Annotated in this window: 13 protein-coding genes and 1 riboswitch; all 13 genes read right to left on the reverse strand. The window is 43.0% G+C overall.

What is annotated here, in order from left to right; genetic code table 11:
- Positions 1–420: 420 nt before the first annotated feature.
- On the reverse strand, positions 421–549 hold the full coding sequence (locus F606_RS23865; RefSeq protein WP_281166781.1) for a hypothetical protein: 129 nt from the start codon (positions 547–549) through the stop codon (positions 421–423).
- Positions 550–729: 180 nt separating this feature from the next.
- On the reverse strand, positions 730–2,130 hold the full coding sequence (lpdA, locus tag F606_RS0116720; RefSeq protein WP_019555038.1) for a dihydrolipoyl dehydrogenase: 1,401 nt from the start codon (positions 2,128–2,130) through the stop codon (positions 730–732).
- A gap of 38 nt (positions 2,131–2,168) precedes the next feature.
- Positions 2,169–2,996, reverse strand: a complete 828-nt coding sequence (locus F606_RS0116725; RefSeq protein WP_245542143.1) for an octanoyltransferase LipM — start codon at positions 2,994–2,996, stop codon at positions 2,169–2,171.
- Positions 2,974–3,957 (reverse strand): LipS2 family lipoyl synthase, encoded by a 984-nt coding sequence (locus F606_RS0116730; RefSeq protein WP_019555040.1) that lies wholly within the window; start codon positions 3,955–3,957, stop codon positions 2,974–2,976. Before F606_RS0116730 ends, F606_RS0116725 begins: the two co-directional genes overlap by 23 nt.
- Complete coding sequence (locus F606_RS0116735; RefSeq protein WP_154651201.1) at positions 3,954–4,754, reverse strand: LipS1 family lipoyl synthase; 801 nt, start codon at positions 4,752–4,754, stop codon at positions 3,954–3,956. Before F606_RS0116735 ends, F606_RS0116730 begins: the two co-directional genes overlap by 4 nt.
- Complete coding sequence (gene gcvPB / locus F606_RS0116740) at positions 4,742–6,193, reverse strand: aminomethyl-transferring glycine dehydrogenase subunit GcvPB (RefSeq protein WP_019555042.1); 1,452 nt, start codon at positions 6,191–6,193, stop codon at positions 4,742–4,744. Before gcvPB ends, F606_RS0116735 begins: the two co-directional genes overlap by 13 nt.
- The gene (gene gcvPA, locus F606_RS0116745; RefSeq protein WP_019555043.1) at positions 6,190–7,536 is read right to left on the reverse strand and encodes an aminomethyl-transferring glycine dehydrogenase subunit GcvPA; all 1,347 of its coding nucleotides are present in this window, start codon (positions 7,534–7,536) and stop codon (positions 6,190–6,192) included. The genes gcvPB and gcvPA overlap by 4 nt, the downstream gene beginning before the upstream one ends.
- Position 7,537: 1 nt before the next feature.
- A complete protein-coding gene (gene gcvH / locus F606_RS0116750; RefSeq protein ID WP_019555044.1) occupies positions 7,538–7,927 on the reverse strand; it encodes a glycine cleavage system protein GcvH in 390 nt (129 codons plus the stop codon).
- Complete coding sequence (gcvT, locus tag F606_RS0116755; protein WP_019555045.1) at positions 7,924–9,033, reverse strand: glycine cleavage system aminomethyltransferase GcvT; 1,110 nt, start codon at positions 9,031–9,033, stop codon at positions 7,924–7,926. Before gcvT ends, gcvH begins: the two co-directional genes overlap by 4 nt.
- 157 nt (positions 9,034–9,190) lie before the next feature.
- Positions 9,191–9,278: riboswitch (glycine riboswitch) on the reverse strand.
- Positions 9,279–9,487: 209 nt separating this feature from the next.
- Positions 9,488–9,784 (reverse strand): hypothetical protein, encoded by a 297-nt coding sequence (locus tag F606_RS0116760; protein WP_019555046.1) that lies wholly within the window; start codon positions 9,782–9,784, stop codon positions 9,488–9,490.
- Positions 9,785–10,483: 699 nt separating this feature from the next.
- Positions 10,484–10,957 (reverse strand): GNAT family N-acetyltransferase, encoded by a 474-nt coding sequence (locus F606_RS0116770; RefSeq protein WP_019555048.1) that lies wholly within the window; start codon positions 10,955–10,957, stop codon positions 10,484–10,486.
- 106 nt (positions 10,958–11,063) lie between these two features.
- Complete coding sequence (locus F606_RS21510) at positions 11,064–11,765, reverse strand: metallophosphoesterase family protein (protein ID WP_019555049.1); 702 nt, start codon at positions 11,763–11,765, stop codon at positions 11,064–11,066.
- Between the two features lie 63 nt (positions 11,766–11,828).
- The gene (locus tag F606_RS0116780; RefSeq protein ID WP_019555050.1) at positions 11,829–12,557 is read right to left on the reverse strand and encodes an SDR family NAD(P)-dependent oxidoreductase; all 729 of its coding nucleotides are present in this window, start codon (positions 12,555–12,557) and stop codon (positions 11,829–11,831) included.
- Positions 12,558–12,721 lie beyond the last annotated feature (164 nt).

Genomic DNA, 12,721 nt, shown 5'->3' on the forward strand with positions numbered 1-12,721 from the left:
TTTTCAGTATAAGAATCCACTTTTTCTGTCTATACTATATAATATATTATTTTACCACATAAATCACAAAAAAAGTTCTATTATTTTAGCCTCTAACTGACTAAATATAGCACATATGAAAATCTGTCGTACCCCTTATAAAATTGCATTATTGTAGATCGACAGATTATATGAAATTTAATGTTCTATCCTCTTATTTTATGATAAATTCTTGAATGTCCCTTTAAATTATCTATCCTATTTACTGTGGTATTTATTTCCACAAAACTTTCGTTATTAAAGCTGCTGCTACAAGCGTTTGTTTTCTGCCATCAAATCCATAATACAGTTTTCCAGTGCATTGACTTCCTGCTATGTCAGCTTAATCTTCCTTTTCGATAAATACTGCTTTCATTCTACCATAAACGTGCACCGTTCCTTCTAACTCTGCGTTGGTGACCAAGTCATTGTCTCCATAATCAGCCAGACTTTAACGGAAAAACGGTGTCGATAATATACGTCCATTCCGCTCATCATACAGTTACATTTTTCATCATTTATATCATCCATCCTCATTTTGCAAGGGGTTTCTCTATTTTTTTACTCCAATATTTATTATAAAATTTTAAAAAATCTGATGCAATATTAAAACGCATCAGATTTTTACTTTTCAAAACTTTGTTAAAGCCTAATGCAAGATGCTTTATTTTTATAACTGTGCCCAACGCAACTCGTGATTTTATCAAAGCACTACCGTCCCTTCAACAAAACCTGATGAATTATATCCCCATTGATCCCATGGGCACTTTCCATTACTGTCTCGGATAAACTAGGATGAGGATGAATTGTTTTCGCGATATCCTCTGCTGTTAGACCATTACGAATGGCGATGGCACCTTCCATGATGAGGTCGCTGGCATGGGCACCGAGGATGTGCATACCTATAACTTTGCCGGTATCAGCATTGGTGATGATTTTTACTAGCCCATCTGTTTCACCCATGGAAACAGCCTTGCCGTTGCTAGCGAAGTTAAATTTGCTGACTTTTATCGCTATGTTTTGTGCCTCAGCCGCTTGCTCGGTAATGCCAACCATCGCTACTTCTGGCGTCGTAAATATACAGCCTGGCACTGCGCTGTAATCCATAGTACTATTGCCGCCCATTGCATTTTCGGCGGCAACCATACCTTCTGCCGAAGCGGCGTGGGCCCACATTTCTTGTCCAGTTGTATCGCCGATGGCGTAAATGCCTGCTATATTGGTCTCCATTTTATCATTCACTTTGATACCGTGCTTGCTATATTGAGCTCCCACCGTTTCAAGACCAAGTCCCTCTACTACAGGGTTTCGTCCAGTTGCGATCAATACTTTTTCAACTGCAAGCACTTGAAGCCCCTTACCATTATCAAGGAAAACCTTTACACCGTCGGCACTTGCTTCGATACTCGTCACTTTCGTCTTGGTCAGCATTTTGATGCCCTGTTTACGCAGCGGAATGCCTACCCGTTTCACTAGATCATGATCGACATTCGGTAAAATGGTTGGAAGCATCTCTACTACGGTAACTTCACAGCCAAAGGCTTGAAAAATAGCGGCAAACTCGATGCCTACCGCACCGCCACCGATCACGATCATACTGCGCGGTACCTCGGTCATTTCTAGCAGCTGATTGCTGTCAATGACGTCATCCAACTCCTGCCCTGGTATCGGTAAACGCATGGGCACAGACCCTGTAGCAAGGATGATGTTTTTTGCTTCATAACTGATTTGTCCATCATCCTGCTTAACATTCAAGCGATTCGCGTTCTCTAGCATCGCCGTCCCATGTACTAGGTCGATCGCGTTGCTTTTAATCAACTGCTCAATCCCGCCCCGCAGTTTACGTACCACTTGATTTTTCCGCTCCATAATTGCAGCAAAGTTAAACCCTATGTTATCCGCCTGCAAACCAAACGCAGCGCATTTTTTTAGTTCCTGCCATTTTTCTGCACTCTTTAGCAAAGTCTTCGTTGGTATACAACCACGGTTTAAACAGACGCCGCCCAATTGATCTTTTTCTATTAATAAAACCTTTCCACCTAGCTGGGCAGCTCGTATGGCAGCAACATAGCCACCGGGACCGCCACCGATTACCGCTACATCATATTGCATGTTTTTCCCTCCATCGATTTCGCTATTTGCTATACATCTCAACGCAGCATATTCCAAGAATCCTGACTATATTTTGTGGCAGCAAGCTCCGTACTTATCGCCTGTTCCTCTGCAGTAAGTTCACCGCACTCCAGCTGTATTCCAAGTGCCGTTGCAAACCCTTCTGGCATCGGACAATACACTTCCTCCCAAGTGACAGATCTGCCTAGCACTTCTTCCAGAGAAGTCGCCCTGCTTTTTAACATTTGAATCATCTGTTCTCGTTTTTCTTCTGATTGCATTCGCAATAAATCTACGAACTGCTCAGCGGAAAACCGTAAAAGCAAGGAGCCATGTTGTAAGATAACACCGTTTTTACGCACTTGCGCACTACCGACAAGCTTTCGCGCTGCTACGGTAAGCTCATAATACGAAGGAGCATCAAAGCAAGCCGCTGACGCAGGTTGCTTTTTTTTCTGTCCATACGCCGCGATTGGCACTGTCATTTCCGCTTTGACCCCCAACTGTTCAAGCCCTGCTAACAGTCCCTTACTAAAATAGCAATACGATGCCGTAATCGTCCGCGGAATCTGTGGAGCATCTTCCCGCACTACGATGCTATAGGTTAACTCAGCATCATGCAGCACCGCTCTGCCGCCAGTTAACCTGCGCACCACATCAATTTGCTGCTTTTTACATTGCTCTACATCGATTTCAGACTTAGACCGTTGAAAATAGCCTAAACTAACCGCCGCTGGCTTCCAGCCATAAAATCTGAGGGTCGGGGGAACTTTGCCTGCACTGTGTGCCAGTAGTATGGCTTCATCAACTGCCATATTGGTTGCGGCATCCGCGATTCCACTGTTAATAATTCGCCAATTCATCATGCACTCCCCTAACAATCCCACACACCTCTATTGCCTCCATCACTTCAAGTAAAGTAAGTGGATGAGGATAATTGTACATAACGCCACCGGGGCGTTCATTATAATAAGGACGATTACAATCCATGCAGCCACTCGTTTGAAAAGCCTGCCCATCCAGCAATACTGCAAACAGCTCTGCTTCTGGTACTTTATACGCGGAAATACAACCATTTTGGTAAGCAATAACGTCTTGCGAATAGCCACGTTTAAGCAATTGATGCGCAATCTGAATGCGCCGATACGTAGCAATGTCCGGCGGTAGTTTCTCTGCTAAAGCAGTTCCACGTACAGGCGTAAAGGCAAATAAGCCAATGCTGATGCTTTTGTCGATACAGATTGCCATCCGCTGCACCATCTCTTCTTCACTTTCACCCAAGCCAACGATGAGATGCGTAGTAATACGCCCCGGTAAGGCTTCTGCACAGGCTAGCAGTAGATTCCACGTAGCAGCCCAATCACCATTTTTCACGTTTGCATATAATGCTGGCGTAACGGCATCTAGTGCAATACAAACCCTTTCTGCGCCTCTTGCTACCAGTTCTTCCGCCTGCTCTACTGTTTCTAGATGACTTCCTACGCAGATTGGCACTTCACTACGGTTATGTAGGGACTCAACGGCTCGCACCGTATGTTCCCAGCTATCAGAACTGTCTACCACCTGTAAGCAAGCCCGTTTTAATTTGCCTGCGGTATAAGCAGCATTGATCCCAGCCGTAGCTTCTTCAATCGCAACCGTCGGCCAAGTCACGCGGGAAAGCAAGTCTGTCCGTGCTGCACTTTCCCGTGACTGGGCACAAAACTGGCAATTGTTTTTGCACTTTTCTCCGAGCATGATATAAGCAGTCGTTGGCAGAGCATTCGCCTTGATTTTCTTCTTGCCAATGACACAAGCTGTACCTGCTGAAATTTTCCAAAAGTTCATAATACACAGCACTCCTCACTTCGCTGAATCGTCCTGCCTAGTTCGTTTGCTAGTTCCACAGCTTTAGGGGTAGGATTCACAATCGTATCGAGTCCGATTTTAACCGCCCATTGATCAATCTCACTACGATATCGCCCCCCTGGTCGCATACAACCTAAATGAATCGGGATCGACGGACAAGTTTTTCTCGCCCACTTTAATAGTTCTACGACTTCTTCCATCTTTGGCGTTGAATACTCGGCATACCGCGTTTTGCGCGTTGGCGTAAAAACAATAAAAGTTAAGCTGTCTACACCGAGTTCTCGCAAAAGTTCGATCGCACGATACTCGCCCTTAAGTTCACCGCCCTGTAGTCCGATGCAAATATGCGGCATCACTTTCACCTGCTGACGTAACGCTTGATAACAATGGATATAATCCTGTACCGTCCGCTTAATACCCAATACTTCACGAATCGTTTCATCATCACCAATAAAATCAAAAGAAACACAATCGGCAATCTCCGCGATTTGTGAGATTTCTGCTTCATCGATCAAGCCTACATGGAGATTGTACCGTCTGCCCTGCTTTAACTCTTTTAGCTCTGCAACATGCTCGACAATCGGAACTTTTCCATCGGAACCGCAGCCGCCACTGATTAAAAAACTCGTGGCACTACTCGCCGCCATTGCTGAAATTGGCAGCATATGTTTTAGGTAATGACCACCGCAATGTGCACAATCTTGCTCGCAATGCGCAGCGGTTACACTAACGGATTTTGTCTGATTTGGGTAGGCAAAACGGATCATGCCTGCCATCTTAGCACCGGCTTACGAGCCGCTAAAGTTTCGTCCAAACGACCAACGACCGTCGTATGGGGTGCACTCTTAATCTCTGTTGCATCCGACTCAGCTTCTTGCGCAATTTTAATCATTACAGCGATAAAAGCATCCAATGTTTCTTTGCTTTCAGTATCCGTCGGTTCAATCATCATTGCTTCTTCTACAATCATTGGAAAATAAATCGTTGGTGGATGGTAGCCATAATCTAGCAGACGTTTCGCAAGATCGAGGGTATGAATCCCATATTGAGCTTGTTTCTTGGAGTTTAAGATACATTCATGCATGCAGAAACGGTCAAAAGGTGCATGATACTGTTCCTTCAATTGACTCAAGCAGTAATTCGCGTTCATTACGGCATCCTCACTGGCCTGCCGCAGTCCATCTGGTCCCAAAGCACGGATATAGGCATAACCACGAACAATCACACCAAAATTTCCATAAAAAGAATGTACCTTGCCAATAGATTCTGAACGATTATGATCGAGATCATATTTACTGCCATCAAAGGTAATAATCGGCGTTGGTAAAAATGGTGCAAGACTGCTCTTTACTCCGACAGCACCAGCGCCCGGACCGCCGCCCCCATGTGGTGTACCAAAGGTCTTATGTAGATTAAAATGAACCACATCAAAGCCCATATCACCAGGTCTAACGATACCCAGAATCGCATTGGCGTTCGCTCCATCATAATATAACAAGCCTCCGGCTTCATGAACGATACTGGCAATCTCTTCAATATTCGTCTCAAATAAGCCCAAGGTGCTCGGATTCGTCAACATGAGTGCCGCCGTATCTTTACCAACTGCTTCGCGGAGGGCGCCTAGATTAATCGATCCATCTTCATTTGATTTTATTTCCACGATTTCAAGTCCACATACAGCAGCCGAAGCAGGATTGGTACCATGCGCGGAATCTGGAACGATTACCTTCGTTCGCGTTTCCCCTCTATGGCGATGATACGCACGAATCAGTTTTAGCCCTGTCAATTCACCATGCGCCCCAGCAACTGGCTGCATCGTAATCGCATCCATACCAGCAATCTCGGCAAGATACTGCTCCATATCATAAAGTAGTTCTAGTGCCCCCTGCACAGTTTCCGGCTGCTGCAGTGGATGCACCAAAGAAAAGCCGGGATACCGACAAACATCCTCATTCACTTTTGGATTATACTTCATCGTACACGAACCCAGTGGATAAAAACCAGAATCCACACCAAAGTTGCGCTGCGACAATTGCGTATAATGCCGCATTAAATCGAGCTGACTAATCTCTGGCAATGGCGCAGGCTCTTTCCGTAAAAATTCTTGGGGAATCAGTGAAGCAATTGCTTCTTCTGGCACATCACATTTCGGCAGATCTAATCCGCAGCGACCTGCTTTGCTTATTTCAAAAATTAAGGCTTTTGCTTTTCTCATACCATCGCCCCCAATTTTTCAACCAATTTATCAATATCGCCCTGTGTTCTGTTTTCTGTTACACAGAGGAGCATACAGTTTTTAAGTTCTGGATAATAACACCCTAGATCGAGTCCGCCAATTATTTTTTCCTGTAATAATTCCGCATTGATTTCGGCTACAGGTTTTGGGCAACGGATCACAAACTCTTTAAAATAACTTACATCAAAAACACTGCTAAATCCATTCAATTTTGTCAGTTCACGGCAAGCGTAATGCGCTTTTTGCAGCGACAATCCCGCTACTTTCTGTAAACCGATTTTACCGACAGCACTTAAATAGACAGCTGCGGTCAAGGCACATAGTGCTTCATTCGAGCAGATATTGGAAGTCGCCTTTTCCCTGCGAATATGTTGTTCTCTTGCCTGCAAAGTTAACACAAAGCCACGATTGCCCTCATGGTCTACTGTCTGCCCGACGATACGCCCCGGCATTTTACGCATGAGTTTTTCATTCACCGCAAAAAAGCCTAAATAAGGGCCGCCAAAAGCAGGTGCTAACCCCATCGGCTGACCTTCGCCGACTACGATATCAGCACCGAGTACGCCCGGTGCTTCTAAAAGGCCTAAGGAAATCGGATCAACCGCAACGATAAGGAGTGCGCCTTGCGCATGCGCGGTCTCAGCAATTTTTTTCACATCTTCAATACAGCCGAAAAAGTTCGGTGATTGAAGAATGATCGCCGCTACATTTTTACTCATGAGCTGGGTAGCTTCTGCCAAATTGACAGTACCATCCGCGTAGCCTAGCTCTGTTATTGTATAATCCCGATCCCTTCCATAGGTATGAAGTACCTCACGATAATTCGGATGTACGGTACTCGCGACCAGTACTTCACTTCGGCGCGTAACACTGCAAGCCATCATCGCCGCCTCAGCTAAGGCAGTCCCACCGTCATACATCGAAGCATTGGAAACCTCCATGCCGGTTAACTGGCAAATCATACTCTGATATTCCCACAAGGCCTGCAAATAGCCTTGTGATATCTCTGGCTGATATTGCGTATACGCAGTATAAAACTCCGACCGCCCGATCACATGATCAACCACACTTGGAATGTAGTGATCATAAGCTCCCGCCCCTAGAAAGCAGGTATACTCCTGTAGATTGGCATTTTTCCCCGCCAACTTCTGCATTGCGTTGACGAGTTCAGGTTCAGACATTGCCGGTGGTAAATCAAGTGGCCTTTTAAATAATAATTTATCAGGGATATCACAAAAAATTTCTTCCACCTTTTCTACGCCAATTGCCGCTAGCATCGTTCGTCGGTCTTCATCGGTATGAGGTAAATAGCTCCATGCCATTTTAATTACCTTCCTCCGTTATAAATTTTTCGTACTCCTCGCTGCTCAGTAAATTATCTAACTCGGCTTGATCGGCTATTTTGATTACTGCGATCCATCCTTCGCCATAAGGATCTTCATTTATTATTTCTGGCGTATCGGTAAGTGCATCATTTATTTTGACAATTTCGCCGCCAACTGGCGCATAAATATCAGACACCGCTTTCACTGACTCTACCACGCAAAATCCCGCTCCCACAACGAGACTCGTATCAGCGATAGGCACTTCAACAAAAACCACATCGCCAAGCTGAGACTGTGCATAATCCGTAATGCCTACTGTTGCCTGATTACCCTCAATTTTTACCCATTCATGGTCACGTGAATACTTTAATTCTGCTGGAATATTCATACTTGTTGCCCCTCTCTTTTATAAAACGGTTTAGGAATCACCTGCACTGCTACGTTTTTACCGCGAATTTCTATCGCAAACTCTTGACCAACCTTCGCAAACTCAGTTTCCACTAAAGCAAGACCAATATTCTTCTCTAAAGTTGGTGCATAGGTTCCTGTGGTTACTATACCAATACGCCTGCCTTCAGCCATCACTGGATATTCCGCCCGAGCAATGCCTCGACCAGTTACGACAAAGCCAACGCTCTTACGTTTTACACCATTTTTCTTTTGCTCTGCCAAAGCAGCCTGACCATTAAACTCACCTTTATCAAGCTTCACAAACATCCCAATACCGGCTTCGAGCGGTGAAATATCCTTGGATAACTCATGCCCATATAATGGAAAACAAGCTTCAAAACGCAAGGTATCTCTACAACCTAACCCCACTGGCAATAATCCATAAGGTTTCCCCACAGCCATGATCGCAGCCCACAGTTCGGCAGCATCCTCAGCCTGACAGTAAATTTCAAAACCATCCTCACCAGTATACCCAGTTCTTGATATAAGAACCTCCTTACCGGCTACGATTACGTTTGGTAAAAACCAATAATATGCTAGTTCCTCTAGGTTCGTATCTGTCAAATGGCTAAGAATACTCTGTGCCAGGGGTCCTTGCAATGCCAATTGTGCCGTTTTAGCAGATACATTGGTTAGTTCTACCTGAAAGTTTTCTTTGTTCTCCTGCATCCACTGCCAATCTTTTTCAATATTAGCCGCATTGATGACCAATAAATATTCCTCTTCGCCCTGCTTATAAATCAGTAGATCGTCAACGATACCACCATCTTTATAACACATTGGCGTATATTGTATTTTATGCTGGGTAAGGCGAGATACATCATTTGTTACTAAATTTTGTAGAAATGCCAAAGAATCAGCGCCTTTGACCAAAACCTCGCCCATATGCGAAACATCAAAGAGTCCCGCCTTTTCTCTAACGGCTCGATGTTCCTCTAAAATCCCGCTATACTGCACAGGGAGTAACCATCCACCAAATTCAACGATTTTACCACCATATTCCAGATGAGTTTCATATAGAGGTGTCTTTTTTGCTTCTATCATAGTTTCTCTCCTCTTCTTTCTTATATTTGGGCAAAAAATAAAGACAGAGACAAAGGCGGACGAATCCACCTTTGTCTCTGTCTGTTGTACCTGAGAGTTTTGCCTAAAAGGCTCCCCATCGGTGACGCCCATTATCTGAGCGTTCTCTCCAGAGTTTAGTCCGGTTATGGTTCTTTTTACCTGAGAGTTTGACAAAGTTCTTGCTCCTTCGGCGCCGCTTTCGCGATCTCTCCTATAACCATCATTCTAATTTATTATTTCATTGTCATATATACGATTACAATAACATCTCTGTTAATTTATGTCAATGGAGTCTTTTCATATTCACCATTCTTTTTATAGCAAATAGCTTTCGTCGTTCATGTTTCTCAAACTAGCAATTTACCGATTTTCTTGAGATTTGGCGCACAACGAAACACCCCAGCGATAAAATCACTGGGGTGTTTCGTTCCTTCTAACTCCGCGTTGGTGACCAACTCATTGTCTCCATAATCAACCGAACTGCATCGGAAAAACCTTGTCGATAATATACGTCCATTCCGCTCGTCATCATACAGTTATATTCATCATCCAAATCTACCAAGGTTTCCTGCAATTCCACGGGCAAAGCACTCTTGATTTTTCTCTGATACACAAGAACTTTTTCATTGGCATAATAATATTCACTAGAATACTTCCCTAAATCGAGTCCGGCCAAATTTTCATGCTCCATCGTGCCAACCAGCGAATCAAATACATTTTTTATCATCATTTATATCCCCCATCCTCATCCTGCAAGGGGTTTCTCTATTGTAATCCAATAAAGGAACCCACCCTACAGTTTGTTTCAGGGGAAATCAAAAAAGCGCATGCGCGGGTTTATTCAACCTACACATGCGCTTTGCTATATCTTAATTGCATGCAGACGCTAAGCTCCTGTCAAAACTTCAATCATATCATACCGAACAAACCATCTCCCTTGTCACCCAAGGAAAATCACGGTATAATAAATTGTCGTCGTAGACAGCTAGCTGTTACGTGTAGGTGCCAACACACCTGCTCGTGCCTAAAGAGTGTTAGCGCACTCTTGGGACACGGCGACTTTTTTAATTTCCACCTATCTATAATTATATTACACTTCGTAACGATTGCAAGTAAAAATAGGCTAAAACATGATTTTTTTATTATGAAAATCATGTTTTTTTGTGGTTTTTAGGAGATATTACCAACTTGAACTTTATCTTTTAATCTGTAAATAAGCATAGCAGTTATTCGATCCATATTCATATTCATATTGATGGGAAAGGTGTTTTGCTTAACAAATTTTGTTTCAATCATTTTGAAAGTCTCTTCTGCTACAGCATTCTACTATGGACAGTTTTCCATACTTAGAAATCGCCGAATATTGAAAGTGCTCATCTAATAAATTCACACTAGGAAATTCATCGTATATCAACCAAAAGCAGGTAAATCAAGATAAGTCTTTGCGCATAAGTACAGCCTGACCATGAATTGTTTTAACCTGTTCTAACTCTTCCCATTTATGTCTGATATATAGATTCTTTGCTTCTTCAGTAACAAGAAATAAGCGTATATAACCTAGACGACGAGCTTCAACTTCCAATTTTTCTATTAAAAATGAAGCAATATGATTACTACGATAAAACGGATGGACAAATAAAGATGCTACCCACGGCGATAAATCGGGTCTCTTATTAAAATCAGACTTCCATAAACTAATCATTCCAACTGGCTTTTTCTTATCTAACGCCACCAATGTAAGCGGTATTCTTTCTTTGTTTGCTCCTTCTGTAAAACGAGCCACCGCATGTTTTAATGATCCACCAGACTGACAGCCCCATTGACCATACGCCCAGCTTGCACAGGTAAGAATCATGTCGGGATAATCAGCCAGATAACCTACATTTATTGTTGTCTCACTCATTTTATATCCATACCTTTCTCTGTATTCAAGGCACAAAGCGCAATAAAAAACGACTATTATCTTTATCTAAATCTTGACATAGAAGCAACATTATTTCTCTATTAACTTATAAAATTTGATCAATCTCTGTATAAATACCACGGCAACGGCATTCTTGATCTACCCAATCTAAATGATAGTGACCAAAATACCACATTTTATATTGAATCTGTGACTCAATCTCCGTTAGCAGCTCAGCCACCTCGTCACAAAAAAAGCTCCAGTCAATTCCTATATCTTTCGTTTTGGGGTGCAAAAACCGCACGGGTGCAGCATGTGTTATAACAATATCCACTTTATAGTCTACAGTTTGTAGGTTCGTTTTAAGATTTTCCACGTCTGCCTGGTTGTGAATTTCTTCTTTCCACCATGATAAATCCAAAACCCGGTACTTCCTGTCAGTAGAATGTGCGCCACCAAACGCAAGGATTTTCAGCCCACAAATATCAAAAATCTCCCCACGCATCAAGTGCAGCACGTTTGACCGTACTTCATGCACTCGCCCACCATTCCATATTTTTATTGGTAAATTATTTAGCAAATGAAAATTTTCGTGATTACCATCGACAAAAACGGTTGTATATGGCTGTTTTGCAAGCCAATTCAACCGTTTTTTATCACCCCAAGACTTGCCATATTTAGCAGACCACCACGGCAAGCCAAAATCTCCGCAAACGATAACAATATCATCAGCCGTTAGGTTGGCAAAAGGTTCGGCAAACCGTTCTCGTGGCTCACCGTGAATATCACCTGTGATGTAAATTGCCATTGTCAGCACCTCGTCTTTATCTATTCATAATACGCCCGTTATTTTGCCGTCTTAATATGGATTTTACGCTTTTAGTGAGTAATTAGCTTCATAATCCATAGCCACACCATATTCGTTCAATACCTTGCCTTGGTGATGCTTTCCATCCGTTAAAAGGTCAACAATAATCTTGCCCCCTTGCGGAAGTGTCTTCATGAATGGTCCTGTCGTATTTCCGTTCAAGTCAGTCGTAATCCCGCCCGGCATCACACCAAATATTTCAACTGAGATATTATTTTTTGTATAATACGCGCCAAAAGCCGCAATCATTGAGTTTAGTGATGCTTTACTAGTCATATAAGCGAAAGGTGAAAAGAAATCTTTGGCAACTGTTGGGATGCTCAAATTCAAGATACGCCCATTATTAGCCGCTAATATAGGTGTAAAGGCTTTAATCATTTCAAAGTTTCCAAAGAAATTCACATCAAAAACTTCCCGTAATTCAACAGTAGTGAAATCTAAAGCATCCTTATGCATGTCACCGGGGATACCGGCATTATTAATCAAAACATTCAAGTCAGCATGATTGGCTTGAATATATTTCGCAGCAGCCTGAATCGTTGACACATCATTCAAATCTACTTTGATCCATTCCGCCTTGACACCACTAGCTTTAAGCTTCGCCACAGCGGCTAAGCCACGTTCCTCACTACGTGCTCCCAATAAGATTGACCAACCTTGTTGACCTAATTGGCGGGCAGTTTCAAAACCAATCCCTTTATTCGCACCGGAAATTAATACTTTGTTTATCATAATATCGCTCCTTTGTTTTCACGATTTCGACTATTTTATCAGTGGCGCTTATGTAACCACCTGTTGAAAACGTCCCTCTAATGAGCCTCGCTGTTCACAATATTTTCTAAGACGGTTCGCAAGTACACCTAGCTTTATAGTAAGTCATGGAAGACGCAAAATCA

The organism is Propionispira raffinosivorans DSM 20765, from assembly GCF_000381065.1.
GTDB classification, from domain to species: domain Bacteria; phylum Bacillota; class Negativicutes; order Selenomonadales; family Selenomonadaceae; genus Propionispira; species Propionispira raffinosivorans.

Coding starts and splice junctions, on each gene's coding strand:
- F606_RS23865 (WP_281166781.1), bottom strand. CDS start 549: ATGGATGATATAAATGATGAAAAATGTAACTGTATGATGAGCGGAATG.
- lpdA (WP_019555038.1), bottom strand. CDS start 2,130: ATGCAATATGATGTAGCGGTAATCGGTGGCGGTCCCGGTGGCTATGTT.
- F606_RS0116725 (WP_245542143.1), bottom strand. CDS start 2,996: ATGATGAATTGGCGAATTATTAACAGTGGAATCGCGGATGCCGCAACC.
- F606_RS0116730 (WP_019555040.1), bottom strand. CDS start 3,957: ATGAACTTTTGGAAAATTTCAGCAGGTACAGCTTGTGTCATTGGCAAG.
- F606_RS0116735 (WP_154651201.1), bottom strand. CDS start 4,754: ATGGCAGGCATGATCCGTTTTGCCTACCCAAATCAGACAAAATCCGTT.
- gcvPB (WP_019555042.1), bottom strand. CDS start 6,193: ATGAGAAAAGCAAAAGCCTTAATTTTTGAAATAAGCAAAGCAGGTCGC.
- gcvPA (WP_019555043.1), bottom strand. CDS start 7,536: ATGGCATGGAGCTATTTACCTCATACCGATGAAGACCGACGAACGATG.
- gcvH (WP_019555044.1), bottom strand. CDS start 7,927: ATGAATATTCCAGCAGAATTAAAGTATTCACGTGACCATGAATGGGTA.
- gcvT (WP_019555045.1), bottom strand. CDS start 9,033: ATGATAGAAGCAAAAAAGACACCTCTATATGAAACTCATCTGGAATAT.
- F606_RS0116760 (WP_019555046.1), bottom strand. CDS start 9,784: ATGATGATAAAAAATGTATTTGATTCGCTGGTTGGCACGATGGAGCAT.
- F606_RS0116770 (WP_019555048.1), bottom strand. CDS start 10,957: ATGAGTGAGACAACAATAAATGTAGGTTATCTGGCTGATTATCCCGAC.
- F606_RS21510 (WP_019555049.1), bottom strand. CDS start 11,765: ATGGCAATTTACATCACAGGTGATATTCACGGTGAGCCACGAGAACGG.
- F606_RS0116780 (WP_019555050.1), bottom strand. CDS start 12,557: ATGATAAACAAAGTATTAATTTCCGGTGCGAATAAAGGGATTGGTTTT.